Source organism: Micromonospora sp. URMC 105 (assembly GCF_051386295.1).
GTDB lineage: Bacteria > Actinomycetota > Actinomycetes > Mycobacteriales > Micromonosporaceae > Micromonospora.
This window is the reverse complement of the sequence record NZ_JBPQTL010000080.1, coordinates 1-25,867: the sequence shown is the minus strand read 5'-3', so window position 1 is coordinate 25,867 and position 25,867 is coordinate 1. Positions and strand designations below refer to the sequence as shown.

27 protein-coding genes are annotated in these 25,867 nt (G+C 73.8%); 13 read left to right on the top strand and 14 right to left on the bottom strand.

Annotated features, from left to right (window positions below; translation table 11 throughout):
• Positions 1 to 291: 291 nt before the first annotated feature.
• The 7 genes from ACSNN7_RS22065 to ACSNN7_RS22035 all read left to right on the top strand — a co-directional run bounded on the left by ACSNN7_RS22065 (position 292) and on the right by ACSNN7_RS22035 (position 7,505).
• Positions 292 to 1,368 (top strand): ABC transporter substrate-binding protein, encoded by a 1,077-nt coding sequence (locus ACSNN7_RS22065; RefSeq protein ID WP_436682853.1) that lies wholly within the window; start codon positions 292 to 294, stop codon positions 1,366 to 1,368.
• A gap of 79 nt (positions 1,369 to 1,447) precedes the next feature.
• Complete coding sequence (locus tag ACSNN7_RS22060) at positions 1,448 to 2,992, top strand: sugar ABC transporter ATP-binding protein (RefSeq protein ID WP_436682852.1); 1,545 nt, start codon at positions 1,448 to 1,450, stop codon at positions 2,990 to 2,992.
• A complete protein-coding gene (locus ACSNN7_RS22055) occupies positions 2,979 to 3,953 on the top strand; it encodes an ABC transporter permease (RefSeq protein ID WP_436682851.1) in 975 nt (324 codons plus the stop codon). Before ACSNN7_RS22060 ends, ACSNN7_RS22055 begins: the two co-directional genes overlap by 14 nt.
• Positions 3,950 to 4,972: an ABC transporter permease gene (locus ACSNN7_RS22050; RefSeq protein ID WP_436682850.1), complete on the top strand. Its 1,023-nt coding sequence runs from the start codon at positions 3,950 to 3,952 to the stop codon at positions 4,970 to 4,972. Before ACSNN7_RS22055 ends, ACSNN7_RS22050 begins: the two co-directional genes overlap by 4 nt.
• A 34-nt stretch (positions 4,973 to 5,006) precedes the next feature.
• Entirely contained in the window at positions 5,007 to 6,032 is a 1,026-nt protein-coding gene (locus tag ACSNN7_RS22045) for a LacI family DNA-binding transcriptional regulator (protein WP_436682849.1), read from the top strand.
• Between the two features lie 79 nt (positions 6,033 to 6,111).
• Entirely contained in the window at positions 6,112 to 6,792 is a 681-nt protein-coding gene (locus ACSNN7_RS22040; RefSeq protein WP_436682848.1) for a DUF2238 domain-containing protein, read from the top strand.
• Positions 6,789 to 7,505 carry a class I SAM-dependent methyltransferase gene (locus ACSNN7_RS22035; RefSeq protein WP_436682847.1) on the top strand — a complete coding sequence of 239 codons (717 nt, stop codon included), beginning with the start codon at positions 6,789 to 6,791 and terminating at the stop codon, positions 7,503 to 7,505. Before ACSNN7_RS22040 ends, ACSNN7_RS22035 begins: the two co-directional genes overlap by 4 nt.
• On the opposite strand, the gene ACSNN7_RS22030 is transcribed toward ACSNN7_RS22035, so the two are convergent.
• From ACSNN7_RS22030 to ACSNN7_RS22005, 6 genes are read right to left on the bottom strand one after another with little or no spacing between them, the layout of a single operon-like run.
• Positions 7,487 to 8,386, bottom strand: a complete 900-nt coding sequence (locus ACSNN7_RS22030) for an STM4011 family radical SAM protein (RefSeq protein WP_436682846.1) — start codon at positions 8,384 to 8,386, stop codon at positions 7,487 to 7,489. The genes ACSNN7_RS22035 and ACSNN7_RS22030 overlap by 19 nt on opposite strands.
• Entirely contained in the window at positions 8,383 to 9,708 is a 1,326-nt protein-coding gene (locus ACSNN7_RS22025; RefSeq protein ID WP_436682845.1) for an STM4012 family radical SAM protein, read from the bottom strand. The genes ACSNN7_RS22030 and ACSNN7_RS22025 overlap by 4 nt, the downstream gene beginning before the upstream one ends.
• Complete coding sequence (locus ACSNN7_RS22020) at positions 9,705 to 10,508, bottom strand: STM4013/SEN3800 family hydrolase (RefSeq protein ID WP_436682844.1); 804 nt, start codon at positions 10,506 to 10,508, stop codon at positions 9,705 to 9,707. Before ACSNN7_RS22020 ends, ACSNN7_RS22025 begins: the two co-directional genes overlap by 4 nt.
• Positions 10,496 to 11,596, bottom strand: coding sequence for an STM4014 family protein (locus ACSNN7_RS22015; RefSeq protein ID WP_436682843.1), 1,101 nt, complete (start codon positions 11,594 to 11,596; stop codon positions 10,496 to 10,498). Before ACSNN7_RS22015 ends, ACSNN7_RS22020 begins: the two co-directional genes overlap by 13 nt.
• Before the next feature lies 1 nt (position 11,597).
• Entirely contained in the window at positions 11,598 to 12,545 is a 948-nt protein-coding gene (locus ACSNN7_RS22010; protein WP_436682842.1) for an STM4015 family protein, read from the bottom strand.
• Between the two features lie 6 nt (positions 12,546 to 12,551).
• Positions 12,552 to 13,484, bottom strand: a complete 933-nt coding sequence (locus ACSNN7_RS22005) for an STM4015 family protein (protein ID WP_436682841.1) — start codon at positions 13,482 to 13,484, stop codon at positions 12,552 to 12,554.
• A gap of 251 nt (positions 13,485 to 13,735) precedes the next feature.
• Between ACSNN7_RS22005 and ACSNN7_RS22000 the strand changes: the two genes are divergently transcribed.
• Positions 13,736 to 13,951: a CoA transferase gene (locus ACSNN7_RS22000; protein WP_436682854.1), complete on the top strand. Its 216-nt coding sequence runs from the start codon at positions 13,736 to 13,738 to the stop codon at positions 13,949 to 13,951.
• On the opposite strand, the gene ACSNN7_RS21995 is transcribed toward ACSNN7_RS22000, so the two are convergent.
• The 3 genes from ACSNN7_RS21995 to ACSNN7_RS21985 all read right to left on the bottom strand — a co-directional run bounded on the left by ACSNN7_RS21995 (position 13,891) and on the right by ACSNN7_RS21985 (position 15,316).
• Positions 13,891 to 14,322 carry a GNAT family acetyltransferase gene (locus tag ACSNN7_RS21995; protein ID WP_436682840.1) on the bottom strand — a complete coding sequence of 144 codons (432 nt, stop codon included), beginning with the start codon at positions 14,320 to 14,322 and terminating at the stop codon, positions 13,891 to 13,893. The two genes, ACSNN7_RS22000 and ACSNN7_RS21995, sit on opposite strands and share 61 nt — an antisense overlap.
• A 69-nt stretch (positions 14,323 to 14,391) precedes the next feature.
• Positions 14,392 to 14,751: a hypothetical protein gene (locus ACSNN7_RS21990; protein ID WP_436682839.1), complete on the bottom strand. Its 360-nt coding sequence runs from the start codon at positions 14,749 to 14,751 to the stop codon at positions 14,392 to 14,394.
• 40 nt (positions 14,752 to 14,791) lie between these two features.
• Complete coding sequence (locus ACSNN7_RS21985; protein WP_436682838.1) at positions 14,792 to 15,316, bottom strand: GNAT family N-acetyltransferase; 525 nt, start codon at positions 15,314 to 15,316, stop codon at positions 14,792 to 14,794.
• A 140-nt stretch (positions 15,317 to 15,456) separates the two neighbouring features.
• On the opposite strand from ACSNN7_RS21985, the gene ACSNN7_RS21980 reads away from it, so the two are divergent.
• Complete coding sequence (locus ACSNN7_RS21980; protein ID WP_436682837.1) at positions 15,457 to 16,170, top strand: RraA family protein; 714 nt, start codon at positions 15,457 to 15,459, stop codon at positions 16,168 to 16,170.
• A gap of 4 nt (positions 16,171 to 16,174) precedes the next feature.
• On the opposite strand, the gene ACSNN7_RS21975 is transcribed toward ACSNN7_RS21980, so the two are convergent.
• Positions 16,175 to 17,749 carry an FMN-binding glutamate synthase family protein gene (locus ACSNN7_RS21975; protein ID WP_436682836.1) on the bottom strand — a complete coding sequence of 525 codons (1,575 nt, stop codon included), beginning with the start codon at positions 17,747 to 17,749 and terminating at the stop codon, positions 16,175 to 16,177.
• Between the two features lie 73 nt (positions 17,750 to 17,822).
• The gene (locus ACSNN7_RS21970) at positions 17,823 to 18,236 is read right to left on the bottom strand and encodes a VOC family protein (protein WP_436682835.1); all 414 of its coding nucleotides are present in this window, start codon (positions 18,234 to 18,236) and stop codon (positions 17,823 to 17,825) included.
• 425 nt (positions 18,237 to 18,661) lie between these two features.
• Here ACSNN7_RS21970 and ACSNN7_RS21965 point away from each other — a divergent pair, with 425 nt between their 5' ends.
• Positions 18,662 to 20,065, top strand: a complete 1,404-nt coding sequence (locus ACSNN7_RS21965) for an FAD-dependent oxidoreductase (RefSeq protein ID WP_436682834.1) — start codon at positions 18,662 to 18,664, stop codon at positions 20,063 to 20,065.
• 63 nt (positions 20,066 to 20,128) lie between these two features.
• Here ACSNN7_RS21965 and ACSNN7_RS21960 read toward each other — a convergent pair whose 3' ends face one another.
• The 3 genes from ACSNN7_RS21960 to pip all read right to left on the bottom strand — a co-directional run bounded on the left by ACSNN7_RS21960 (position 20,129) and on the right by pip (position 23,254).
• Positions 20,129 to 21,262 (bottom strand): peptidoglycan recognition protein family protein, encoded by a 1,134-nt coding sequence (locus ACSNN7_RS21960; protein WP_436682833.1) that lies wholly within the window; start codon positions 21,260 to 21,262, stop codon positions 20,129 to 20,131.
• Positions 21,263 to 21,465: 203 nt separating this feature from the next.
• Positions 21,466 to 22,110, bottom strand: coding sequence for a flavin reductase family protein (locus ACSNN7_RS21955; protein ID WP_436682832.1), 645 nt, complete (start codon positions 22,108 to 22,110; stop codon positions 21,466 to 21,468).
• Positions 22,111 to 22,297: 187 nt separating this feature from the next.
• Positions 22,298 to 23,254 carry a prolyl aminopeptidase gene (pip, locus tag ACSNN7_RS21950; protein WP_436682831.1) on the bottom strand — a complete coding sequence of 319 codons (957 nt, stop codon included), beginning with the start codon at positions 23,252 to 23,254 and terminating at the stop codon, positions 22,298 to 22,300.
• A gap of 50 nt (positions 23,255 to 23,304) precedes the next feature.
• Between pip and ACSNN7_RS21945 the strand changes: the two genes are divergently transcribed.
• The 3 genes from ACSNN7_RS21945 to ACSNN7_RS21935 form a co-directional block, all read left to right on the top strand.
• Positions 23,305 to 23,826 carry a MarR family winged helix-turn-helix transcriptional regulator gene (locus ACSNN7_RS21945; protein WP_436682830.1) on the top strand — a complete coding sequence of 174 codons (522 nt, stop codon included), beginning with the start codon at positions 23,305 to 23,307 and terminating at the stop codon, positions 23,824 to 23,826.
• 111 nt (positions 23,827 to 23,937) lie between these two features.
• Positions 23,938 to 24,777, top strand: coding sequence for an SPFH domain-containing protein (locus ACSNN7_RS21940; protein WP_436682829.1), 840 nt, complete (start codon positions 23,938 to 23,940; stop codon positions 24,775 to 24,777).
• Positions 24,778 to 24,939: 162 nt separating this feature from the next.
• A partial coding sequence (locus ACSNN7_RS21935; protein ID WP_436682828.1) for a serine/threonine-protein kinase occupies positions 24,940 to 25,867 on the top strand: 928 nt, incomplete at its 3' end.

The following is a 25,867-nucleotide window of genomic DNA, read 5'->3' as shown; positions in this document are numbered from 1 at the left end:
GTGTCGCATGGCGTCTCCGTCTTCGGTGGGGGGACGGCGGACGGGTGCCGGGGGCAGGGCGGATGCCGGTGGGGACCCATCGACGGCGCTGACGGAGGATCTTATTGACATCCGTGAACGTACGTATAACGTTATAGGCCTCCCGTGGACGGTCGGTCAATGCCTGTTCATCAATGTCTCGGGCGCGCTCACCAGCGCGGGCAGGGCCGCTCCACGGGCCGTACCCGCCTGCACGGAAACGCCCGTCGGCACCGTCCGACCCCCCACCCCACCGCGTACGAGGAGCCACGGATGACCATCAGGATCCGCGTTCTGGCGAACGCGACCGTCGCCCTGATCGCCGGCGCCGCAGTGCTCACCGGCTGCACGAAGAGCGAGAGCGAGGGCACCCCGACCCCGGCCGGCAGCGAGGGCCAGCAGGTCGTGGCCAGCAGCACCCCGGGTGGCGCCGGCTGCACCCTGCAGCAGTACGGCGCCGGCAAGCTCGACCTGGCCGACGCTGTCGTCGGTTTCTCCCAGTCCGAGAAGGAGGCGAACCCGTTCCGGATCGCCGAGACGCAGTCCATCAAGGACGAGGCCGCGAAGATCGGCGTGAAGAAGCTGCTGGTCACCAACGCCCAGTCGCAACTGTCCAAGCAGATCAGCGACATCCAGGACATGCTGGCCCAGGGCGCGCAGTTCCTCATCGTCGCGCCGCTGAACTCCGACGGGCTGGAGCCCGCGTTGCAGGCGGCCGCGGCGAAGAAGGTCCCGGTGCTCACCATCGACCGCAAGATCAACGCCGCGCCCTGCAGGGACTACCTGGCCTTCCTCGGCTCCAACTTCGTCGAGCAGGGCAAACGGGCGGCCGACGCCATGATCAAGGTGACCGGCGGGACCGGCAAGGTGGCCATCCTGCTCGGCTCGTCCGGCAACAACGTCACCACCGACCGGACCAACGGCTTCGTCGAGCAGGTCAAGGCGAAGGCGCCCGGGCTGCAGATCGTCGCCCAGCAGACCGGCGAGTTCGCCCGCGACAAGGGCCAGGCCGTGATGGAGCAGCTCATCTCCAGCAACCCCGACATCACCGCCGTCTACGCCGAGAACGACGAGATGGCGCTCGGCGCGGTGACCGCCCTGCGGTCGGCCGGCAAGAACCCCGGCAAGGACGTCAAGATCGTCTCGATCGACGGGACCCGCAACGCCGTCCAGGCGATCGTCGACGGCACGATCAACGCCGTCATCGAGTCCAACCCGCGCTTCGGCCCGCTGGCCTTCAAGACCGCCCAGGACTTCTACGCCGGCACCGCGATCCCCGAGAACGTCATCATCTCCGACCGCGAGTACGACTCCGCCAACGCCAGGGAGTCGTTGGCCGGCGCGTACTGAGGCACCGCCGGCGCTCCGGCACGCCCGCCCGCCGGAGCGCCGGCACCCGCTCCGTCACCGTCGCAGAGGGGCCACCGACATGACCGAGACCGACGCCGCACCCGTGCTCGAGGTGCGCGACGTCTGCAAACACTTCCGCGGCGTCCGCGCCCTGGACGGCGTGAGCCTGAGCGTCGCGCCCGGTGAGGTGCACGCCCTGGTCGGCGAGAACGGCGCAGGCAAGTCCACCCTGATCAAGGTGATCACCGGCGTGTACCAGGCCGACTCCGGCGAGATCCACTACCGGGGCGAGCCGGTCGCCTTCGGCCGGCCGCTGGACGCTCAACGCGCCGGCATCTCGACCATCTACCAGGAGGTCAACCTCATCCCGCTGCTGAGCATCGCCCGCAACCTCTTCCTCGGCCGGGAGCCCCGCCGGTTCGGCCTCGTCGACGTCGGCCGGATGAACCGCGAGGCGACCGAGGTGCTCGCCCGGTACGGCGTGGACGTCGACGTGACCCGTCCGCTGCGCTCGATGAGCCTGGGCGCGCAGCAGATGGTCGCCCTGGCCCGCGCCGTCGCCGTCGACGCGAAGGTGCTGGTCATGGACGAGCCGACCTCCTCGCTGGAGCCGCGCGAGGTGCAGACGCTGTTCGGGCTGGTCCGCCGGCTCAGCGCCCGGGGCATCGCGGTGGTCTACGTCAGCCACCGTCTCGACGAGCTCTACCAGCTCTGCGACCGGGTGACCGTGCTGCGCGACGGCCGGGTCGTGCACACCGGGGCGCTGGCCGGCCTCGACCGGCTCCGGCTCGTCTCCGCCATGCTCGGCCGGGACCTGGCCGAGGTCCGCCGCGACGGCGTGACCGGCTTCACCGGCGACCACACCGCCCGCGACGGCGAACCGGTGCTGCGCGTCGACGGGCTGCGCAAGCGGCACCTGCTGCACGACGTCTCCTTCACCGTCCGGCCCGGCGAGGTCACCGGCCTCGGTGGGCTGCTCGGCTCCGGCCGCTCCGAGACCGCCAAGGCGATCGTCGGGGCGCTGCCCCTGGACGCGGGCACGGTGACCGTCGCCGGGCGGCGGCTGCGCCGGCCCACCCCCCGGCGCGCCCTGCGCGCCGGGGTGGCGCTGCTGCCCGAGGACCGCAAGGCCGAGGGCATCATCCCCGAGCTGTCGGTACGCGAGAACATCGTGCTGGCCGCCATGCCGCGGCTGGCCCGCGCCGGGGTGGTCTCCCGGGCCCGGCAGGACCGGATCGTCGAGACGTTCATGACCCGGCTGCGCATCCGGGCGGCCGGCCCGGAGCAACGGGTCGGCGACCTCTCCGGCGGCAACCAGCAGAAGGTGCTGCTGGCGCGCTGGCTGTGCCTCAACCCCCGCCTGCTGCTGCTCGACGAACCCACCCGGGGCATCGACGTGGGCGCCAAGGCGGAGGTGCAACGGCTCGTCGGCGAACTGGCCCGCGACGGCCTGGGCGTCGTCCTCATCTCCTCCGACCTGGAGGAACTCGTCGAGGGCGCCGACCGGGTGGTGGTGCTGCGGGCCGGCGCCGTGGTCGGCGAGCTGGCCGGTGACGAGGTCTCCGAACCCGCCATCCTGGCCACCCTGGCCGCGCCGGAGGAGGCCGCCGATGAGCAGCGCTGAACCCGCCGTCGCGGCGCGTACCGGGCCCGACCGGGCCGCGCTCACCCGCCGGGTCCGCGACGTCGGGGTGTACGTCGCCGTCGCCGCGCTGCTGCTGTTCAACGCCGTCTTCACCGACAACTTCCTGGAGCTGGCCAACCTCCGCACGCAACTGGTGCAGGTGGCCCCGGTGGTGATCGTGGCGCTCGGCATCGCCCTGGTCATCGGCAGCGAGGGCATCGACCTGTCGGTCGGGTCGGTGATGGCCCTGGCCGCCGCCGTCCTGCCGCTGTACCTCGGCTTCGGGCTGTGGCCCGCGGTCGCCATGGCCCTGCTGGCCGGGGCGGCGGCCGGCGTGCTCAACGGCACCCTCGTCGCCGTGGTCGGCCTGCAACCGATCGTCGCCACGCTCGCCCTGCTGGTCGCCGGGCGGGGGCTGGCCCTGGTCATCGCCGACGGCCAGCTCAAGCAGATCCGCAACCCGGACCTGCTCGCCCTCGGCACCGACGAACTCCTCGGACTGCCGGTGGTCGCCTGGGTCGCCGTCGTGCTGGCCGTCGGAATCGGATTCACCGTGCACCGCACCACGTACGGCCGGCAACTCGTCGCCATCGGCGGCAACCGGGCCGCCGCTCAGCTGGCCGGGCTGCCGGTCCGCCGGGTCCTCGTCGTCACCTACGTGCTCAGCGGGGTCTTCGCCGCCCTGGCCGGGGTCCTCGCCACCGCCCGGCTCACCGCCAGCGACCCGTCGGCCATCGGCAACCTGATCGAGCTCTCCGCGATCACCGCCGTCGTCGTCGGCGGTACGCCGCTCTCCGGCGGCCGGGTCCGGGTGCTCGGCACGGTCGCCGGGGCGCTGCTCATGCAGCTGCTCCGGGCCACCCTGATCAAGCACGACCTGCCCGACTCCACGGCGCAGATGGTGCAGGCCGTCATCATCCTGGTCGCCGTCTACGTCGCTCAGCAACGGAGGACGCGATGACCACCGGCACCACGGCCCACGTCGCGACCGGCGACACGGCGCAGCTGCCCACCTCCCGGGTCGCCGGGACCGAGCGGATCGCCGCGCTGGCGCAGCAGCACGGCGCCCTGGCCGTGCTGCTGCTCGCCACCGCCGTCGCGGCACTGCTCTTCGAGTCGTTCGCCACCGCCGGCAACCTCGCCGGCATCGCCATCCAGTCGTCGACGCTGGCCATCGTGGCGCTCGGCATGACCTTCGTGATCATCGGAGGCGGGATCGACCTCTCCGTGGGATCGGTCTTCGCTCTCGGCGGGGTGCTCGCCGCCTGGGCCAGCCAGTGGGGCGCGCTGCCGGCGGTCCTGCTGCCGCTCGCCGTCTGCGGCGCCATCGGCCTGCTCAACGGGCTGGTCATCGCCCGGGCCGGGCTCGCCCCCTTCATCGTCACGCTGGCCAGCCTGCTGGGCGCCCGTGGCCTGCTCCTCGCCGTGACCGACGAGGGCGCCCGGACGTACCTGGTGCCCCGCGACTCCGTGCTGCTCGACGTCGGCCGGGGCACCCTGTTCGGCATCGGCTGGCCGGTGTACCTGGCCGTGCTGCTCTGCGTCGCCGGGGCCGTGCTGCTGCAACGCAGCCGGTACGGCCAGGCCGTCTTCGCCCTCGGCGGCAACGAGGAGGCCGCCGCGCTGATGGGGCTGCCGGTCGCCCGGGTCAAGACGCTGACCTACGTCCTCAGCGCGCTCCTGGCCGGATTCGCCGGGATCCTCAACGCCGCCCGGCTCGGGTCCGGGGTCACCATCCTCGGCGTCGGCATGGAACTGGACGCGATCGCCGCCGTCGTCATCGGGGGCACGCTGCTCATCGGGGGCGCCGGCAGCGTCAGCGGGACGCTGTGCGGGGTGCTGCTGCTCGGCGTGATCCAGAACGTGATCAACCAGATCGGCAACCTCACCTCGTCGATCCAGTCCGTGGTGAGCGGCGTCTTCCTGCTGGTCGTGGTGGTCACCCAGACGTACCTCAGCAAGGTGCGACGGCTACGGTGACGGCCGTGACCTCTCCGGCCGAGGCAGGTGGTACGTGGGCGTCAGCCTGAAAGACATCGCCCAGCGCGCCGGGGTGTCCCTGGCCACCGTCTCCAACGTGGTCAACGGGTACCGGCCGGTCGGCGAACAGACCCGGCGACGGGTGCAGCAGGCGATCGACGAGCTGGGCTACACCCCCAACCTCAGCGCCCGCCACCTGCGCCGCGGGCGTACCGGCATCATCGCCCTGGCCATCCCCGAGCTGAACAACCCGTACTTCGCCGAGCTGGCCGACGCGGCCATCCGGGAGGCGGCCGGCCTCGGCTACACGCTGGTGATGGAGAGCAGCGGCGCGGACCGCGACCTGGAGCTGATGCTGCTGGACGGCTCACGCCGCCACATCATCGACGGCCTGATCTTCAGCCCGGTCCGCATCACCCGCGCCGACGTGCTCGCCCGCACCGGCACCGTCCCGCTCGTGCTGATCGGCGAGGGCGTCTACGACGTGCCCCACGACCACCTCGCGATCGACAACGTCGCCGCCAGCCGCGCCGTGGTCGAGCACCTGCTCGCCCTCGGCCGGCGCCGGATCGCCTTCATCGGCGCCGGGGACGGGCAGGACCGGCAGTCGGCGCACCTGCGGCTGCGCGGCTATCAGGAGGCACTGACGGCGGCCGGACTGCCGGTCGACGCGCGGCTGGTGGTCGCCACCGAGCAGTTCGGCCGCCGGGACGGACTGCTGGCCATGCGCCACCTGCTCGCCCTCGACCCGCCCCCGGACGCCGTCTTCGGCTACAACGACCTCATCGCGATCGGCGCCATCCGGGCCATCGGCGAGGCCGGCCGCCGGGTGCCGGTGGACATCGCGGTGGCGGGCATCGACGACATCGAGGAGGGCCGTTTCAGCACGCCCACCCTGACCACCATCGCCCCGGACAAGGAGCACATCGGACGGTTCGCCGTGCAGCGGCTGGTCGCGCTGATCGAGGGCGCGCCGCTGGCACCCCCGGCGGACCTGCACCTGCCGTTCCGGCTCGAGGTGCGGGAGAGCACCGGCGGGCCGACGTACCGGTCAGCGTGACCCGGTGTCGACGAGGGCGCTGCTATCGTCGGCGTCCCGGACGGCGACCGGCCGCCCTCTCACGAACAGGCGGACGCCGGTGACCCGAGCCCGTGCCCTCCTCCCACCGGCACTGCTGGGTCTCGTCCTCGTCGCGCTGGTCCTCTCCGGCATCCGGCCGTACGACCGGCTGACCTGGCTGCTGGAGACGGTGTGGGTGATCGTCGCGATCCCGGTGCTGCTGCTCACCTGGCGGCGCTTCCCGCTCACCACCCTGCTCTGCTGCCTGCTCGCGGTGCACGCGCTGATCCTCATCGTCGGCGGCCACCACACCTACGCGCGTACCCCGGTGGGGAACTGGGCGCGGGAGGTGTTCGACCTGTCCCGCAACCCGTACGACCGCCTCGGCCACTTCGCGCAGGGCTTCGTACCGGCCATCCTGGTCCGGGAGGTCCTGGTCCGCCGCTCGCCGCTGCGCGGCAGCCGGTGGCTGGCACCGCTCGTGGTCTGCGCCTGCCTGGCCTTCAGCGCCCTGTTCGAGATGTTCGAGTGGTGGTCGGCGCTCGCCGCGGGCGCGGCCGCCGACGACTTCCTCGCCACCCAGGGCGACGTCTGGGACACCCAGTGGGACATGTTCCTGGCGCTGCTCGGCGCGGTCACCGCCCTGGCCCTGCTGAGCCGCCTGCACGACCGCCAGCTCCCGCCGCCCGCCGATCCCCGGCTCTCACCCGTGCGGTCCGACCGGCCGGTGGCGCCCGACCAGCCGGGGACGACCGGATGACGGGCGGTCGCCGGCCGGGCGCACTGCTGAGCACCGCGGCGCTGGAACGCTCGGCGGTGGTGGCCAACAACGCCATGAACCGCGAACGCCAGCTCGCCGGGGTCAACAGCTACGCCCGCGAGCTGGGCTTCAACCCGGTCGACGTGCTCACCGACCGGCTCGCCGGCGCCGCCGCCACTGCCGGCTGGCTGGACCTCTGCTGCGGCACGGGCCGAGCCCTGATCCAGGCGGCCGGGCAACTGCGCCGGATGGGGTTGGCCGAGCGTACCGCCCTCGTCGGGGTCGACCTGGTGGACGCGTTCGACCCGGCGCCGACCCGGCCGGCGAACCTGCGGCTGGTCTGCGCCTCCGTCGCCACCTGGGCGCCGGCCCGACCGTTCGACCTGATCACCTGCCTGCACGGACTGCACTACGTCGGGGACAAGCTCGCCGTCCTGGCCCGCGCCGCCGACTGGCTGACGCCCGAGGGCCGGTTCGTGGCCGACCTGGACCTGTCCAGCATCCGGCTCGCCGACGGGCGCCCCGCCGGGCGACGCCTCACCGCGCTGCTGCGCGCCGCCGGCTTCAGCTACGATCCCCGCCGCCGCCGGATCAGCCGCACCGGCCGCCGCGAGGTCCACCTCCCGTACCGCTTTCTCGGCGCCGACGACCGCGCGGGTCCCAACTACACCGGGCAGCCGGCGGTCCACTCGCACTACGCCGAGGACTGCTGATCGCGTACCCGTTCGCCGCCGGCCGGACCCACCGGCGGCCAGGCGGCCGGGATGCGTTCCAGCAGCCCGCCGGCGAAGACGTCGCGCAGCCCGAGCGGCTTCAGGTGGACGTAGCCGATGTGGCAGTCGCAGATCGCGTTCACGCACGACCGGGGCCGCAGCGCGGCCCGCCACGAGCCGTCGTACAGGTTGCCGATCGGGGCGGGGACGAAGTGGCAGCGGCGCACCGTGCCGTCGCCCAGCACGGAGATGGCCGTCTCGCCGGCGTGGCAGGGCCGGCCCAGCGACAGGTGCGGCCGGACGCTGTACCCGAAGTGCGGGTCCAGCTCCGTCCAGGTCGCCTCCTCGGCGGCGGGGTATCGCCGTCCCTCGGCGGCGTTCACCCACAGGTAGACCTCGGCGGGGAGGGCGGCGCGCAGCGCCCGCGCCTCGTCGAGATGTTCCGGCAGGCCGACCACCCCGACCGAGTACCGGATGCCCAGCTCCGACAGGCGGGCGCAGCGGGCCAGGAAGCGCTCCCGGCTCACCTGGCCCGGGTGGTACGTCGTCCAGAGGGCGGCGCGGCGGGCGTCGGCGTCGGCCAACCAGTCGACGCGGCCGGCGAGGTTGGTCTGGATGACCACCCGGTCCACGTGCGGCAGCCGGGACAGCGACACCATCGCCTCCCGGTACCAGCGGCGGGTCAGCCCCTCGCCCCACGGCGTGAACAGCACCGACAGCCGCAGGTCGCGGATGTCCGCCACCCAGCCGGTGAACCGCGCCAGCGCCGCCCGGTCCTCCCGGAGCAGCTCCGGCGGGTCGTGCCGCTTGGCGAACGGGCAGTACGGGCAGTCGTAGTTGCAACTGGCCAGGGGCCCGCGGTAGAGGACGGCCAGGTTCACCGGGGCACGTACCCGGTCATCGCCGCGCGCACCTCGGCGGAGCTCAGCCACGGACCGACGGCGTCGGAGCGGGCCAGGCCGGCCGGGGTGAGCCGTGTCCCGCCGCCGTCGGCCCAGCCGCGCTCGATGAGCATCCCGAGCTGAGGGAAGTCGTCGATCGGTGGGCGGCCGAAGCGCGCCCGGTAGGCGACCGGGTCGACGCCGTCGGCGCGCAGCAGCGACTTGAGCAGCCACCGCCGGCGCTGCTCGGTGTCGTCGAGGCGGTAGCCGAACTCCGCGTGCCGGAAGTCCTCGGCCGGCCGGGCCAGGTAGTCGTCGAGCACCGCGCGCACCTGCGACACGCTGACCGCGTAGTCGAAGGAGTAGTGCAGCGAGGTGGTGTAGGAGCGGGCACCGCAGCCCAGGCCGACCATGCCGTCGTCCTGGCAGCAGTAGTCCGGGCCGTCGGGCACCGGCGCGTCGGCGCGGCGGAACTGCCGCATGGACTCCTGCCGGTACCCGGCCGCGCCGAGCGTCTGCACCGCCTGCTCGTACAGGGCGAGCCGCTGGGCGTCCCAGTCGGCGCGCCCGTGCGCCCGGCGGCCCAGGCCGGTGAGCGGCCGGACGTACAGCGGGTAGAGGTAGAGCTCCTCGGGCCGCCAGGCCAGCGCCGCGTCGAGACTGGTCCGCCAGGTGTCGGCGGTCTGCCCGTCGATGCCGTAGATCAGGTCGATGTTGAGCACCGGGATCCGGGCGTCGCGGATCGCGGCGAGCGCGGCCTCCACCTCGGTGCGGCGCTGCGGGCGGCCGGCGGCGCGGGCCTCCGCGTCGAGGAAGCTCTGCACCCCGATGCTCACCCGGGTGGTGCCGTACGCGGCCAGCACCGCGAGCCGGTCCGGGGTCGCGGTGGCCGGCGAGGTCTCCACCGACAGGGGTACGCCGGGCAACCGGGCGCCCACCGTGCCGGTGGCGATGTCGAACAGCTCGGTCAGCTCGTCGGCGGTGAGGTACGTGGGGGTGCCACCGCCGAACGCCGCCCGGGCGTACCCGGCGTCGCCGCCGAGCGCGTCGGCGACCTGCTCGGCCTGCCGGCGCAGCTGCCGCAGGTAGGCGGTGACCTGTTCCTCCGGCGCGTTGGCGCGGGTGAACAGGTTGCAGAACCCGCAGCGCATCTCGCAGAACGGCACGTGCAGGTAGAGGAAGAGCGCGTCGCGCGGCTCGGCCCGCCACACGTCGGCCAGCAACGGCCGGGGCCGCAGCGCCCGGTAGGAGGTCTTGTGCGGATACGCGTACAGGTACTGCTGGTACGGCGAGCCGTCGAGGCTCAATTCGGTGCTGGTCACCATTCTCCCGGGTGCAGGGTGAAGTGGGCGTACGGGACGGTCCACACCACGTCGTGGCCGATCCGGTGGCCGGTGTGGCCGTCCTCCCCGTAGGCGGTGCCGTGATCGGAGCAGATGATCGTGAACAACGGCCGGCCCCGCCCGGTGAGCAGGTCGAACAGCCGCCCGATCCGGCCGTCGACGTACTCCAGGGCGGCGGCGTGGCTGGCCAGGTCGTCGGCCTCGGCGCCGGGCAGGTGGTGGCGGTTGGGCTGGTGCAGCGCGGCGACGTTGAGGAAGGTGAACAACGGCTGCCTCGCCGGCACGCCGGGCAGCACCTCGGCCAGCCGGTCGAGCTGGGCGTCCAGGCAGGTCGGAGAGGTGACCCCGAACTCCGGCTCCCAGTGCGCCTCGGCGAACAGGCCGGGCAGCACCGCGCCGAGCGGGCTGCGCCGGTTGAAGAACCCCACTCCGCCGAGGCAGAGCGTGTGGTAGCCGACGCCGGCGAGGGCGGTCGGCAGGTCGGGAGCGTCGAACACCCAGGTGTCGGCGCCGGCGGTCTCGCTGCCGGGGAACGCCGCCGCGTACAGCCGCTCGTGCCGGCCGGGACCGGTCGGCGTGGGCAGGAACCCGGCGAAGAAGGCATGGTGCGCGGCGTAGGTGAAGCTGGCGGGGGAGTGCCGCCGTTCCCACCGGCCCTGCGGCAGCACCCGGGCGAGCGTCGGGGTGCGCCCCGTCGCCGCCAGCTCGGCGGCCACGTCGTGGCGCAGCGTGTCGAGGGTGACCAGGAGCAGGTCGTGGCTGCCGATCAGGCTCCGCACGGGGCCACCTCCCGCGCCGCCGGGCCGGTCGCGGCCCGCCACCGGTCCCACCGGCCGCCGGTCAGCGCGTGCACCTGCTCGGCGTAGGTGTCCCGGCCGCCGGCCAGCATCCCCGGCAGCAGGTCACCGAACGCGTTGACCTCGGCGACGGCGTGCCGGCGCCAGCCGACCAGGAACATCAGGTCCACGCCGACGTGCAGCGAGGCGGGGAAGCAGGCGGCGACCCGCTCGCAGGTCTCCATCGCCGCCGACCACGCCGCCGCCCCGGCCGCCGCCCGCAGCTCGCCGAGGTCACCGCGCGCGTTGCCCAGATGCAGGTTGGTCAGCGGCCCCCGGGCGGCGCGGACCACGGCGTGGGTGGGCCGCCCGGCGATCACCACCACCCGCAGGTCGACCACCCGCTCGCGCAGCCCGGCCTTGGGCAGCCACCGCTCCACGTGCAGCCCGTCCGGGGCGAGCCGGTCGACGATCCCGGCGATCTCCGCCTCGTCGCGGTAGTGGCGCAGGCGCAGCGAGTTGAACAGCCCGTCGGGTGTCGCTTCGACGGTGGTGACCGCCTGCACGCCCCGGGGGCCGACGGCGAGGGCGATCACCCCGGCGGCGGACGAGCCGTGCGCGGGCTTGACGAACACCCGGCTCCACCCGGCGGCCGTCATCGCCGCCCGCAGCCCCGCGTATCCGCGCACCGGCGGCAGCGCGGCCGGCACCGGCACGCCGGCGGCCGATAGCAGCGCGTGGCAGCGCCGCTTGTCGCAGAGCACCGCGACGTCCTGCGGCGGGTTGAGCAGGGTCGCGCCGCCCGCCGCCACCCGGCCCAGGGCGTCCACCAGCCCGGCGTACGTGCCGGCGAGGCCGATCAGCTCGCCGTGCCGGGCCGGGGCGGCGGCACGGCGCAGCAGCCGGTCCACCTCCGGGTCCTCACCGGGCGAGTCCACCCGCACCAGGGTCCCCGCCGGCGGGGGCGCCGCCCCGGTCAGCACGTCGGCCCAGGGCAGCACGGTGGGCCGGGGCAGGCCGGCGGCGAGCATCGCCCCGGTGAACAGGGCGACCCGCCGGTTGTCGGGGTTGCCGACCACGGTCAGTCGCATGTCACTCCGACACCGCCGTGTACCGGTAGCTCTCGCCGTCGTACTCGTCGGGTTCCTGGGCCTCGGAGGTGTCCACCCGGACGCCCGGCAGCGCGGCGGCCACCGACGCGGCCGTCTCGGCGGACAGGAAGTGGTGGTGCAGGTCCAGTTCCGTCAGGTGGGCCAGCGAACCGCCGGCGAGCAGTGCCGCGGCCCCGGCGTCGCCGAGCGTGCCCAGGGAGAGGTCCAGGCGTTCCAGCCGCGCCACCACCGGCGCCGTCGCCAGCGCCGCCGCCAGCTCGTCGGCGATCTCCGCGTTGCGCAGCCCCAGCCGGCGCAGCCGCGGGAACCGCTCGCCGGTCAGCAGCGGCTCCAGGTCCGCCACGCTCGTGTCGCCGCCGTAGTCCGGGGTGCCGAGCCACAGTTCCAGGTCGGTGAGGGCGGGCAGGTCGGAGTCGAGCACCGCGGCGACGAACTGCCGGGGCAGGCCGCCGCTCTCCACCGCCAGCTCTCGCAGCCGCCCGTGGGTCACGGGGGAGAAGCCGATGTCGTCGCCGCCGCGCACCCGCAGCACCTCCAGCGCCGGATAGGCCGCCAGCAGGGCGCTGACGTCACCCACCTTCATCCAGGAGACCTCGCACTCCTCAGTGGTCATGTCGCCGAGGAACAGGGCCCGCAGCGCGGGCAGGCGCGACGCCAGCTCGCAGAGCTGCGCGACGGGCGCGTGGTTGAACGCCGCGTAGCCCCACGCGCCGATGACCAGGGACTCGACGGAGGGCCCGGCCTGGGCGACGAACCGGTCGAAGGCCGCCCGGAACTCCTCGGAGAGCTTGTACTCCGCCGTGTCGTCGAAGTGCCGGTAGGAGAAGCGCCACGACACCGGACCCGGCACGTCGGGCAGCGGGCCGTCGGCGGGGACGTCGACCACCGGACGGCCGGCGAACGTACGCGCGTGGGAACTGAAGGTCATGCTCGTTCACTCTCCGACCGCGGTGTACCGGTAGTGCCGGCCGCGGTACTCCTCGGCGGTCTGCGGGTCGGAGACGTCGACCCGGACGCCGGGCAGGGCCGCGACGACCCGCTCCCGGCACTGCTCCGACAGGTAGTGGTGGTGCAGGTCCAGGCGGCGCAGGTGGGTCAGGGGCCGGCCGGCCAGCAACGCCTCGGCGCCCTCGTCGGTGAGCACCCCCATCGACAGGTCGAGCACCTCCAGCCGCGGCACGACCGGCGCGGTGGCGACCGCCACGGCCACCGCATCGGCGATCTCGGCGTTGCAGAGCGCCAGGTGCCGCAGCGCTGGCAGGTTGTCGCCGGCGAGCACCGGCGCCAGGTCCGCGACGGTCGAGTCGCCGCCGTACTCCGCGCGGCCGAGCCACAGGTCCAGCCGGGCCAGCGCCGGCAGCTCGCACTCGCCGACCGCCCGGGACACCGCCCCGGGCAGCCCGCCGGACTCGACGACCAGCTCCCGTAGCCCGGTGTGCCGGACCGGATCCAGGCGCAGCCCCTGCGCGCCGCGCACCCGCAGCACCTCCAGCGACGGGTACGCCGCCAGCAGCGGGGTGATGTCGCCGTGGTTCAGCCAGGAGATCTCACACTGCTCACTGACCAGGTCGGCGAGGAAGACCGCCCGCAGCCCGGTCCACTGCGCGGCCGCCTCCACCAACAGGTCGACCGGGAGCGCCCGCTCGTACGCCTCACCCCACTCACCGACCACCAGGGCCCGGACCGCCTCGGCCGGCACCTCGTCGTGCAGCGCCCGGACCAGGTCGGCGAACTCCTCGGGCTCCGCGTCGAAGTCCTCGACCTCCAGCCGCCACGCCACCGCCGACGGATCCTCCGGCAGGGTCATCCCCGGTGTGAACGGCACCACCGGCAACCCGGCGAACGACGACGCGTGGGAGTGGATCACACCAACCTCCGGTACGACTGCGGCAACGGCGGCGCGACCGTAACAGGCCCGGCCGACACGATGATCAGCACCGGGCGGATCGGCGTGCGCCACCGCAGCAGATCCGGTGTGGACGGGCCGGCTTCGCCCTGCTCCGCTGCCGTCCCGGACCCTCGGTGTGCCATCGTGTCCTCGCCTCCGGTGCACGGGCGGTACCGCCGCGCACCGAGGCCGTGGGGACGGCATCGACGGCGGGAAGGCGAGTGGTGGCGATGGGGGAGCAGCGGACCGGACCGCTCGACGGCATCCTGGTCGCGGACTTCTCGCGCATCCTCGCCGGGCCGTACGCGACCATGCTCCTGGCCGATCTCGGCGCCGAGGTGATCAAGGTGGAGGGATCCGGCGGGGACGACACGCACCGAGCGGGCTACGAATCCGCGGTGCCGGCCATCGGCTTGGTGCACAGCACGTCGGGCTGGGGTAGATAGCCCAGTGCCTGCCAGAACCTGAGCGCGGCCATGTCCTCCGGCAGGACCAGGAGGTTCACCCGGGGGCACCCCAGCGCGGCGAACCGCTGCTCGAGCTCGGCGACCAACCGGGTGGCGATGCCCCGTCGGCGGTGGGCCGGGTCCACGGCCAGGCGCAGGATCCACCCACGGCGCCCGTCGTAGGTGCCCAGCACCACGCCCGCCACCGCCTGGTCCGTCTCGGCGACCAGGAACAGCTGCGGGTCGCGGGTGAGCTTGGCCGTCAGTTCCGCACGCGGCAGCACGTCGCGCCCCGCCGCGGCCCACAGTGCGGCCACGTCGTCGTAGTCGCGCCAGCGGAACTGGCGAATGTGCAGCAACGCCCGACTCACGGTCACTTCCCCCCTGGCCGGTCGAGTCGCCGGCGGATCGCGTACGACAGCCGTGGCAGGACGCGCCCGCTAGGCGACCCTCGGCGCGGGCACGACCGGCAGTGCCGCGCGCGAGGCCGTACCCGAGATGTCGCCGGTCTGGATGACCTCGGTGGCCTCCGCCGCGGCCTCGCCCCCGACGGCGGCCGTCGCGCCGCCCGACCCGCTGGCCGGGGGTGCCGGGTCCGCGTCGATCGCGGCGAGCAGGGCCCGGAGCCGGCTCACCTCGTCGGTGGCCAGCCGGAAGGAACCCCGGCAGACAGCCCCGCTCCACAGGGACAGCACCACCGCGCCGCGCTCCGGGTGGTAGCTGACCCGCATCGTCCGCTCGTCACCCCGCAGGTCGGTGAACAGGTCACCGAAGCCGGGCATCGGTAGCACCTCTCCCATCACCCCAGGATGCCCGAGCGGCGGCCGCGCGGAAAGTCCGCTACAGGTCGGCGAAGGGCTTCGCGTACGCGAAGGCACCCCGGATGTCGGGCCGCCACGCGCTCAACGGCCGGGCCATGAAGTACCGCGGCTCCCACGGGCCAGGTGGGGTGACGCCCAGGTCCACCGCCGGCCGGAACCCGAACCGGGGGTAGTACTCCGGGTGCCCGAGCAGCACCACCAGCGCCTCGTCCAGGGCGTCGGCCGCGCCGAGCACGGCGTGCATCAGCGCCGACCCGACGCCCCGGCGCTGCCAGGCGGGCAGCACCCCGAGCGGGCCGAGGCCGAGCGCCACCGGCGCGCCGGCCACCGTGCCCCGGGTGGCGACCACGTGCCCGACGACCTGCCCGTCGGCGTCGGTGGCGACCAGGGAGAGGGCGGGCAGCCAGCCGTCGTCGACGCGCAGCGCGTCGACCAGCGGGGCCTCGACGGGTACGGCGTCCGGGGCGTCCGCCGAGGCGAACGCGGCGGTGTGCACCGCGCGGACGGCGGCGATGTCGGCGGGGGTCTCACGTCTGATCAGCATCGGTCCGGGATCCTGCCCTGGGTTCGCGCCGGCCGGCCACCCGTTTTCGCGGTCCCGGCCCCTGCCGGCGCACCCGGAGCAGTCCACGAGTCCGGAAGTGGCCGGCCACCGGGTCGGGCGAGGCGCACTACGGTCGGGGCATGACCGTGGATGCCCCCGACCTGCGCCGGCGGTTCGCGGCGCTGACCACCGCCCACGTCGCGGACGCCTGCCTGCGCGCCGGGGTGCCGGTACGGTGCGCGCCGGCCGCGGTGCGGCCCGTCCTGCCCGGCGAGCGGCTCGCCGGCCGGGTGACGCCCGCCCGGCACGCCGGCAGTGTCGACGTCTTCCTGGAGGCGATCGACCGGGCCGCCCCGGGGGACGTGCTCGTCGTCGACAACGCCGGGCGCACCGACGAGAGCTGCGTCGGCGATCTGGTGGTGCTGGAGGCGCAGGCCGCCGGCCTGGCCGGCGTGGTCGTCTGGGGCCTGCACCGGGACACCGCCGACATCCGGGCGGTCGGGCTGCCGGTGTTCAGCCTCGGCGCGCTCCCCACCGGCCCGCAGCGCCTCGACGCCCGGCCGCCGGGGGCGCTGACGTCGGCCGAGGTGGGGCAGTGGACGGTCGACGCCGGCGACGTCGTCCTCGGCGACGACGACGGGGTGCTCTTCGTGCCGGCCGACCGGGCCGACGAGCTGTGCGACCTGGCCGGGGCGATCCGGGACACCGAGCGGCGGCAGGCCGACCGGATCCGCGCCGGCGTGGCACTGCGCGAGCAGGTGGCCTTCGACGCGTACCTGGCCGGGCGGGCGGCGAATCCGTCGCTGACCTTCCGGGAGCACCTGCGTGCGGTGGGCGGGGCGATCGAGGAGTGAGCGGTCAGCCGACCGCGGTCGCCGACGGCGGGGCGCTGCCGCCCTGCGGCGCCTCCCCGGTCATCAGCGCCGCGATCGCCTTTCGGTCGGCCGCCGACGGCAGCCCCCACCCGGGCCGGTAGCCGTACACCTCGCGCAGCGGGGTGGAGGAGGTCCGGCCGTCCAGGATCTCCACCGAGTCGGCGTCGATCAGCCCGGGATGCTCGACGCCGCACGCCTCGGCCACCTTCACCAGGTCGCGCCGCAGCGTACGCAGGTAGTTGGCGGCGCGTACCGACTTCGAGGCGGGGTCCAGGCCCCGGGCCAGCCACGGGTTCTGGGTGGCGACGCCGGTCGGGCAGGTGTCGGTGTGGCACTTCTGCGCCTGGATGCAGCCGATCGCCAGCATCGCCTCCCGGCCGACGTTGACCATGTCGCAGCCGAGCGCGAACGCGACGACGGCGTTGTCGGGCAGGCCCAGCTTGCCGGCCCCGACGAAGACGGTCTGCTCGTGCAGGTCCTTCTCGGCGAAGGTCCGGTAGACGCGGGCGAAGCCCTGCTGGAACGGCAGCGACACCGAGTCGGTGAAGATTAGCGGCGCGGCGCCGGTGCCGCCCTCGCCGCCGTCCACGGTCACGAAGTCCACGCCGCGGCCGGTGTCGCGCATCAGCGTGGTCAGCTCCTCCCAGAAGCCCAGGTCGCCGACGGCGGACTTGATGCCCACCGGCAGGCCGGTCTCGGCGGCGAGCAGCTCCACCCAGTCGAGCAGGCTGTCGCAGTCGGAGAACTCGGCGTGCCGGGACGGGCTCACACAGTCGCGCCCCTGCGGAATGCCGCGGGTCTCGGCGATCTCGGCGGAGACCTTCGCCCCGGGCAGCAGCCCGCCCAGGCTGGGCTTCGCGCCCTGGCTGAGCTTGATCTCCAACGCGCGGACGGGAGCGCCGGCCACCAGCTCCTTGAGTCGGCCGAGGCTGAACCGGCCGTGCTCGTCGCGGCAGCCGAAGTACGCCGTGCCGATCTGGAACACCAGGTCACCGCCGTTGCGGTGGTACGGCGACAGCCCACCCTCGCCGGTGTTCTGCAGGCAGCCGGCCAGCGCCGCGCCCTTGTTCAGCGCGGTGATCGCGTTGCCGGACAGGGAGCCGAAGCTCATCCCGGAGATGTTGACCACCGACTCGGGGCGGAACGCCCGCGCCCGCCCCCGCGCACCGCCGAGCACCTTCGCCGCCGGCAGCCGTACGTCGTGCCCGGCCGTCGGCGACGACGGCGGCACGGCCCGGCCGAAGGTGCGGTGCTTGATGATCGGATACCCGGGGGTGTACTCGATGTCGTTGTCCGTGCCGAAGCCGAAGTAGTTGTTCTCCTGCTTGGCCGAGGCGTAGATCCAGCGTCGCTGGTCGCGGGTGAACGGCCGCTCCTCGTTGTTGCCGGCGACGATGTACTGCCGCAGCTCCGGCCCGATCGCTTCCAGCAGGTAGCGCGCCCGGCCGAGGACCGGGAAGTTGCGCAGCAGCGCGTGGTCGCGCTGGAGGACGTCGCGGGCGGCGAGGCCCGCGAGAGCGGCGGCGACGACGGGTACGGCTCGACTGGCCCACTTCATGCCCGCCACACTCCCCGGTCCCGCCGCCGCCCAAACAGCGCGCCGACGCCGAGCCGGCGGGCCGGGACCCTCCTCAGCCCTGCGCCTGGGTGATGTTGACCATCCACGGGGTGCCGAACCGGTCCTCGCACTGACCGAACTCGTCGCCCCACATCTGCTTCTCCAGCGGCACGCTGACCACGCCGCCGGAGGAGAGCTGCTCCCACCAGCGGCGCAGCTCGTCGGCGTCGTCGCCGCTGAGGCTGACGGTGTTGGCGTTGCCGCGCCGGATCTCCATGCCGGGCGGCATGTCCGAGGCCATCAGCACGTGGCCGGCGGCCGTGCGGAGCAGACCGTGCATGATCTGGTCGGCGATCGCCGGGTCCTCGGTGCCGAACTCGCGGAAGGTGGTCAACGACAGCTCCCCACCGAACAGCTGGTGGTAGAACTCCATCGCCTCGCGCGCGTTGCCGGCGAAGTTGAGGTACGGGTTGAGCTGGGTCGCCACGGCGCCCTCCCTGAGTTGGTGACCAGCGCATCGTCGCACCGCGCCCGCCGCCGCCGGGGCGTACACGCCGAATCGGCAGGTGAACGCGCAGGCGCGGTACCTGCGCGACGGGCTCGGCGGGCACTGCGGCGGGCGGGACGACGACCGGGCGGAGCGGCCCCGCTCGCCGCCCTCCTCGGCCGGGACCGGGTCCGTCAGCCGTCGCGTTCCCCGGGCCTGGAGCATCTCGCCAACCTGCGACGGCGGACCCGGCGACCGTGCCAGAATCGTCCTCGCCGACGGGGTGCAGCCGGTTGGGGCGAATGGCCGGCCGGTCTGTCATCCTCGACCCCCGTGGGGGAGTGCCACCGAACGCTGCTGTCCGGGTGCTGCCGGCGCGCCGGCCACGATCGGTGCCGGCCCAGACCTGACGACGGAGAGCCCTTGTGGACACCCAGACCGCGACCGGCAGCATGCGGGCCGACATCCTCGTCATCGGCTTCGGGGCGGGCGGCAAGGCCGTGGCCGCGGCCATGGCCCGGCGCGGCAAGCGGGTGGTGATCGTCGAGCGGTCGGACCGGATGTACGGCGGCACCTGCCCCAACGTCGGCTGCATCCCCAGCAAGGGGCTCGTCCACCACTCCCGTCAGCGCCGGCCGACTGACGCTGCGCAGGAGTGGTACGAGCGGTCCGTGCGGAAGGTCCAGGCCGTCCGGGAGACGATGCGCAGCGGAAGTTTCGAGGCGTTGAACGGCGCCGACAACATCTCCGTCATCACCGGCCCCGCCACCTTCGTCGATCCGCACACGGTCAGCGTGGACGTGGACGGCGACCGGCTCTCCATCAGCGCCGACACCATCGTGATCAACACCGGCTCCGAGCCGATCATCCCTGACATCCCCGGGCTGCGGGCGAGCGCGCACACCACGGACAGCGCCGGCCTGATGGAGAATCCGACCCTGCCCGGCCGGCTGGCGATCATCGGCGGCGGGTACCTCGGCATCGAGTTCGCCTCCATCTACCGCCAGTTCGGCTCCGAGGTGACGGTCCTCGACTCGGCCCCGGGACTCCTGCCGCGCGAGGACGACGACGTCGCCGCCGCGGCCGTGGCCATCCTCACCGGCGAGGGCATCGAGATCGTCACCGGCGCGCAGGTCACCGAGGTCCGCGACACCGACACCGGCGCCACCGTCACCTACCGGCGGGACGGCCGGCAGCACACCATCGAGGTCGACACCATCCTCGCCGCCCTCGGTCGCGCGCCGGCCACCCGCGGCCTCGGGCTGGACGCCGCCGGCGTGCGGAGCGCCGCACGCGGGGCGGCCGAGGTCGACGAGCAGCTGCGCACGAGCCAGCCGCACATCTACGCCCTCGGTGACGTCAACGGTGGGCCGCAGTTCACCTACATCGCCTACGACGACAGCCAGATCGTCCTCGACCACCTCGTCGGCGAGGGAAGACGTGCTGTCCCGGACCGGGTCGCGGTGCCGCACACCGTGTTCATGACCCCGCCGCTGGCGACCGTGGGGCTCAGCGAGACCGACGCCCGCGCCGCCGGCCACCGCGTGAAGGTCGCCAGCAGGCCGGTCGCCGAGATCAGCAGGATGCCGCGTACCCGTGCCGTCGAGGAGACCCGCGGATTCATGAAGTTCGTGATCGACGCCGAGAGCGACCAGATCCTCGGCGCCGCCCTGCTGTGCATCGACGCCCAGGAGCTCATCAACACGGTCGCGCTCGCCATCCGGCACGGCATTACCGCCACCGATCTGCGCGACGGCATCTACAGCCATCCCAGCTCCACGGAGGCGTTCAACACCCTGCTGGCCACCGCCGTCCCCGTCGGGGCGTGACGGTGGCGCCCTGATCCTCCGGGGAGGACCAGGGCGCCGGACGTGGGCGTCGCCGCCGCGGGCTCAGCGCCGGCGGAACGACTGGCGGACGATGCCGCCGACCAGTGCACACCAGGTGCTGGTGCTGACCTTGCCGGTGCGCGGCAGGCCGTGCAGCCGCTGGATGTCCTTCACCGCCTGCTTGGTGGCGTGGTCGTACTCGCCGGTGACGGCGACCTCGGCGTAGCCCTTCCAGTTGAGGATGAACTGCACCGCCTCGACCGGCAGGCCGGTCGCGTCCTTGTCCAGCTCGGGCGCCAGGGTCTCCCAGGTGGGGGCGGTGATGGTGGCGTCGATGTCGACCGGGATGCCGTTGCGGGCCTGCCAGTCCTGCACGGCCGCCACCGTGGCGGCGTCGAAGGCGCTGTTCGGCGTGACGGCGTAGCCGCGGTGGGCCAGCAGGTACTGCGCGACCCGGACGGCGGGGGAGCTGACGAAGCGCCACAGGTCCGGCCAGCGGCGGGCCGGCACGTCCGCGAGGTCGGTGCCGAGCGCCTTGAACACCCGGCGGCGTACGTCGGGGAAGAGCCGGTAGAACGTCGCGCCCGGGCAGAGGGTGGTGCGGAAGTCCCAGTGGCCGAAGATGTCGTGTGCGTGCAGCCCGTACTGCCGGCAGATGGTGGTGCAGAGCCGCACCAGCGAGTCGAGCAGCTCGTCCGGCGGGGTGTCGGTGACGTAGGTGCCCTCGTTCTCGATGCCGATCGACCGGCCGTTCTCGCCCGGGCAGTGGGCCGAGACCATCTGCCGGTCGCCGGCCTGGAGCCGCTCCAGGCTGCCGTGCCGCCCCTCCATCACGTAGCCGCCCCGGCTGATGGTGAAGTGCTGGCCGGTGTCGGACCAGCCGTTGCCGTCCATGTGCAGGTTCTGGCAGTCCCGGGCCAGCTTGATCGCCTGCGCCTCGGAGTAGTCGGTGACGTTGGGGAACGCCATGTGGTGCACGATGATCTTGTTGGTGGGGATGGCGCTGATCACCAGCGGGTCGGCGGGCGGGCGGGCGCCCCACTCCTCGCAGCTGTAGATCCAGTCCAGGTCCGCGCCCGGGTCGGCCTGCGCGGCGGCCGGAAAGGCCAGTTCGGACCCGACGACCGCGACGGCCGCCGCGCCCAGACCGGCCCGCAGCAGGGTACGGCGGTCGAGTTCAGGGTGGTCGAAGTGCATGGCATCTCCTCGGCGGGCCGGCGGTGGCCCAGGCAGCAATGAAAAGGAACTCCACGTTGCGCGCGTGAGGTGGAGGATATTGCCATTTGCGGCCCGGGCGCTAGAGGCGCGTCGATCCGATCCGGCGGGACGCCCGACCGCCGCGGCAGAGTAGACCGCGGCCGGTGACCACCGGATACGGCCCGTCACCGTCCAGGGTGGCGTCAGGACGCCGGCGTCGCGGTCCGGCCCCGATGCGGCATCCGCCAGCCTTCGGCCAACCGGGACGGATGCACGTTGCGCCCACCACCGAAGAACTCGCAGAACTTCATGATCAGTGGATCCCAGCCCAGCGGGTCCACGTACGACGTGCCCGGGATGACGAGCTCCTCCTCGACGTGCGCGCGCAGCACCTCCACCTGGAAGGCGGTGGCGTGCGACGGCGGCCGGCCGAACGGGTACGAGGCGACCACCCGGCACTCCAGCTGGATCGGGCACTGCGCCACCCGGGGCGGGGCGACCAGCTCCGACGGCTGGCGGGTCAGCCCGGCGAGGGCGAACTTGTCCGGCTCGTACCGGTAGCCCTGGGCGGCCTTCTGCTCCGGCACGCTCGGCCGGCCGGTGGTCAGCGCGATCCGGTCCACCGCGCCGACCAGCGCCGAGGACGGCAGGTTCAGCACGCACTCGCCCTCGCGCCGCAGGTTGGCGGTGGTCTGACCGCTGTCGCCCAGGCCGAGCATGGCCGAGCGGCCCAGCCACCACGCCGACGACATCGGCGCGAGGTTCGCGCTGCCGTCCGGGTTGCGGGAGCTGATCAGCACCACCGGGGTACCGAAGTAGAGCACCTTCAGATCGGGAACGACGTGCATGGTCCTGCCCTTCGCGGACGCCGACAGCCGCGCGGTCCGCCCGGCCGCCCTCGACTCTGCGCGCGGGCGGCGCCGATCGCTGGCGGTGATCGGACCTGGCGTTGTAGTGGGCGGCCCGGCGCGCGACGGACCCGGGTTGGTGCTGCCAGAAGGCCGTCGGGGAGCGGCACCGCGGCGCGGGGCGGTGTCAGCCGGTCGCGGCGAACCGGTCGAGGGCGCGCACCACGTGGCGGCGGGTCTCGTCGGTGCCGAAGTGCCCGGCCTGCTCGACGACGATCAGCTCGGAGCCCGGCCAGGCCCGGTGCAGTTGCCAGGCGGTGTCCAGCGGGCTGCTCAGGTCGAGCCGGCCGTGGACGAGCACCCCGGGGATGCCGGCGAGCCGGTGCGCGTCGCGCAGCAGCACGCCCTCCTCCAGCCACGCCCCATGGGCGAAGTAGTGCGCGCAGATCCGCACCATCGCCGTCCGGGCCGCCGAGGGGCGGTCGCTGTACGGGTTGCTCACCGCCTCGCCGGAGACGACCGCGTCCTCCCAGGCGCACCAGTCCACCGTGGCCCGCTCGCGTACCGCCGGGTCGGGATCGGCCGTCAGCCGGGCGTACGCGCCGACGACGTCGCCGTCGCGTGGCGTGCCGGGGGCGCCGGCCAGGAAGCGGTCCCACTGCTCGGGGAAGAACCGGCCGACGCCCCGGTAGAGCCAGTCGATCTCGGAGCGGCGGGTGCTGGTGACCGCGTTGATGACGATCTGCGTCACCCGCTCGGGGTGCCGCTGCGCGTACGCGAGGATCAGTGTGGAGCCCCACGATCCGCCGTGCAGCAGCCAGCGCCGCACGCCCAGGTGCTCGCGCAGGCGTTCCATGTCGGCGATCAGGTGCTGCGTGGTGTTGTGCCGCAGGTCGGTGGCCGGGTCGCTGGCGTGCGGGGTGCTCCGCCCGCAGCCGCGCTGGTCGAACAGCACGATCCGGTACCGCTCCGGGTCGAAGAACCGGCGGACCCCGGTGCCGCACCCCGAACCCGGCCCGCCGTGCACCACCAGCGCCGGCTTGCCGTCGGGGTTACCGCAGACCTCCCAGTACACGGCGTTGCCGTCGCCGACGTCGAGCATGCCGTGCGCGTACGGCTCGATCGGCGGATAGCGCTCGTCCATGGGTGGGTCCTCCCGGCACCAGATGCAACAGCGCTGTTACATTAGCCCACATGCCCGACCGCCCGCCCGGCCCCGAACTCCTCGGCACCCGGCTGCGCCACCTGCTCGACCTGCTCGACGGCGACGTCGCCGCCGTCTACGCCGACCTCGGGCTGCCTGGGTTCCGGCCGCGCTTCACCCCGATCGTGCGCGCCCTGGCCTCGGACGGGCCCGCGTCCATCCGCGCGCTGGCCCGGGCGACCGGGGTGACCCACTCCGCCGCCAGCCAGACCGTGGCGCAGCTGGCGAAGGAGGACCTGGTCACGCTCACCCCCGGGGCCGACGCCCGGCAGCGCATCGTGCACCTCACCCCGAAGGCCGAGGCGCTGCTACCGGTCCTGGACGCCGAATGGGCCGCCACCACCGCCGCCGCCCGCCGGTTCGAGGCCGAGCTGCCGTACCCGCTGAGCCGGCTGGTCGACGAGGCGCTCGCCGCCCTGGGCCGCAGGTCGATGCGGCAGCGCATCGCCGACGTCGCGCCCGGCCTTCCGGCGGCGCGAGACCGGTCCGGTGACGACGGCCGGCTCGGCTAGCCGAGCCGGCGCACCGACCTGCCGACCGGCGGGGCGCAGACCAGGACTGCCGGGCGCCCGAGCGGGTATGCGCGGCGCCGGGAGGCGGGTGCCTCCGGGAACGAGGGGGTCATGGCCGCCGCCGGGTTCGTCGCTCTGGTCATCGTCGCCGCGCTCGCCGCGCTGCTGCTCACCCTGAGCGTCCGCATGGTGCAGCAGTACCAGCGCGGGATCGTCTTCCGCTTCGGGCGGGTGCTGGAGCGCATTCGCGAGCCCGGCCTGCACCTGATCGTGCCGATCGCCGACCGGATGGTCCGGGTCAGCATGCAGACCACCGTGATAGGGGTACCCGCGCAGGGCGCGATCACCCGCGACAACGTCACGCTGACCGTCGACGCGGTCGTCTACTACCGGGTGGTGGACCCGGTCAAGGCCCTGGTCAACGTGCGCGACTACCCGTCGGCGGTGCTCCAGGTCGCGCAGACCGCGCTCCGCTCGGTGATCGGCAAGGCCGACCTCGACACGCTGCTCGGCGACCGGGACCGGATCAACGCGGAACTGAAGTCGGTGATCGACGCGCCGACCGAGAAGCCCTGGGGGCTGCTCATCGAACGGGTCGAGGTCAAGGACGTCTCGCTGCCCGAGGGGATGAAGCGGTCCATGTCGCGGCAGGCCGAGGCGGAGCGGGAACGCCGGGCCCGGGTGATCGCCGCCGACGGCGAGTTCCAGGCGTCTCGGCGGCTCGCCGACGCCTCCCGGGCGATGGCCGACACGCCGGGCGCCTACCAGCTGCGGCTGTTGCAGACGGTGGTGGACGTGGCAGCGGAGAAGAACAGCACCCTGGTCATGCCGTTCCCGGTGGAGCTGCTCCGGTTCTTCGAGGTCATGGCCGGGCACCCCCACGAGCAGGCCGGCGCGACGCAGGCGGTGCCGAGCGTGCCCGGCGACGGCCACCGCCGGGAGGGCCGCTGACCGGCCGGCGTCAAGCCCTCTGACCGGAATCCATCCATCATCACGGACGTCCGGACGCGGCGGAGCAACCGTTGCGCCGATGTTCCGGACGCCGCCGGTGACGAGAATGATCAGTGTGGCCCTGACCCGTGACCGTTCCCCGCTGCCCGGGAAGGCCGCCGCGTGAGCGCCGACTGGCAGCTGTCCGGCTACACGCCGGTCCGGCAGCTCGGCGCCGGCGCGTCCGGCCGCGTCCTGCTGGCCACCCACGACGCCACCGGCGCCCCCGTCGCCATCAAGTACCTGACCGCGGCCCTCGGCGACGATCCGTCGTTCCGCACCGCCTTCCGGGACGAGGCGCAACTGCTCGTTGAGGTCGACGACCCGCACATCTCCCGGCTCTACGAGTACGTCGAGTCGCCGCAGGGCGCCGCCATCGTGATGGAGCTGGTCAACGGGGTGTCCCTGCGGCAGATGTTGCGCGCGCACGGCCCCACCGAGCCCGAGGCGGCCCTCTGCGTGCTCAAGGGCTCCCTCGCCGGGCTGGCCGCCGCGCACGCCCGGGGCGTCGTGCACCGCGACTACAAGCCCGAGAACGTGCTGGTCGGCCTCGACGGGCAGAGCAAGCTCGCGGACTTCGGCATCGCCGTACCGGTGGGCCGCGACGGCGGCGGCTCGGTCAGCGGCACGCCCCGCTACATGGCCCCGGAACAGTGGACCGGCGCGCCGGCCGGCCCGGCATGCGACATCTACGCCGCCACCGCCACCTTCTTCGAGTGCCTCACCGGCCGCCCCCCGTACGACGGGCGGGACCTGATCACGCTGCGGAACCAGCACGCGCAGGCGCCGATCCCCACCGAGGCGGCGCCGCCACCGGTGCACGAGCTGCTGCGCCACGGGATGGCCAAGCAGCCCGCCGACCGGCCGCAGCCCGCAGAGGTCTTCCTCGCCGAGCTGGAACGCACCGCCGCCGCCGCGTACGGCGCGGACTGGGAGGAGCGGGGCCTGCGCGAGCTGGCCCGCCGCGCCGCCCTGCTCGCCGCCCTCTTCCCGTTCCCCGACGGCACCGGCGGGGCCACCAGCCTCGCCAGCACCACGTTCGGCGCGGCGG

Excerpts from the sequence above, each read along its gene's own strand:
- ACSNN7_RS22050 (WP_436682850.1), top strand. The coding sequence starts at position 3,950 with ATGACCACCGGCACCACGGCCCACGTCGCGACCGGCGACACGGCGCAG.
- ACSNN7_RS21980 (WP_436682837.1), top strand. The coding sequence starts at position 15,457 with ATGACCGTGGATGCCCCCGACCTGCGCCGGCGGTTCGCGGCGCTGACC.
- pip (WP_436682831.1), bottom strand. The coding sequence starts at position 23,254 with ATGGACGAGCGCTATCCGCCGATCGAGCCGTACGCGCACGGCATGCTC.
- ACSNN7_RS22060 (WP_436682852.1), top strand. The coding sequence starts at position 1,448 with ATGACCGAGACCGACGCCGCACCCGTGCTCGAGGTGCGCGACGTCTGC.
- ACSNN7_RS21945 (WP_436682830.1), top strand. The coding sequence starts at position 23,305 with ATGCCCGACCGCCCGCCCGGCCCCGAACTCCTCGGCACCCGGCTGCGC.
- ACSNN7_RS21975 (WP_436682836.1), bottom strand. The coding sequence starts at position 17,749 with ATGAAGTGGGCCAGTCGAGCCGTACCCGTCGTCGCCGCCGCTCTCGCG.
- ACSNN7_RS21955 (WP_436682832.1), bottom strand. The coding sequence starts at position 22,110 with ATGCACGTCGTTCCCGATCTGAAGGTGCTCTACTTCGGTACCCCGGTG.
- ACSNN7_RS22065 (WP_436682853.1), top strand. The coding sequence starts at position 292 with ATGACCATCAGGATCCGCGTTCTGGCGAACGCGACCGTCGCCCTGATC.
- ACSNN7_RS21985 (WP_436682838.1), bottom strand. The coding sequence starts at position 15,316 with ATGCTGATCAGACGTGAGACCCCCGCCGACATCGCCGCCGTCCGCGCG.
- ACSNN7_RS22015 (WP_436682843.1), bottom strand. The coding sequence starts at position 11,596 with ATGCGACTGACCGTGGTCGGCAACCCCGACAACCGGCGGGTCGCCCTG.
- ACSNN7_RS21960 (WP_436682833.1), bottom strand. The coding sequence starts at position 21,262 with ATGCACTTCGACCACCCTGAACTCGACCGCCGTACCCTGCTGCGGGCC.
- ACSNN7_RS22055 (WP_436682851.1), top strand. The coding sequence starts at position 2,979 with ATGAGCAGCGCTGAACCCGCCGTCGCGGCGCGTACCGGGCCCGACCGG.
- ACSNN7_RS22035 (WP_436682847.1), top strand. The coding sequence starts at position 6,789 with ATGACGGGCGGTCGCCGGCCGGGCGCACTGCTGAGCACCGCGGCGCTG.
- ACSNN7_RS21940 (WP_436682829.1), top strand. The coding sequence starts at position 23,938 with ATGGCCGCCGCCGGGTTCGTCGCTCTGGTCATCGTCGCCGCGCTCGCC.
- ACSNN7_RS22010 (WP_436682842.1), bottom strand. The coding sequence starts at position 12,545 with ATGACCTTCAGTTCCCACGCGCGTACGTTCGCCGGCCGTCCGGTGGTC.
- ACSNN7_RS21990 (WP_436682839.1), bottom strand. The coding sequence starts at position 14,751 with ATGGGAGAGGTGCTACCGATGCCCGGCTTCGGTGACCTGTTCACCGAC.
- ACSNN7_RS22000 (WP_436682854.1), top strand. The coding sequence starts at position 13,736 with ATGGGGGAGCAGCGGACCGGACCGCTCGACGGCATCCTGGTCGCGGAC.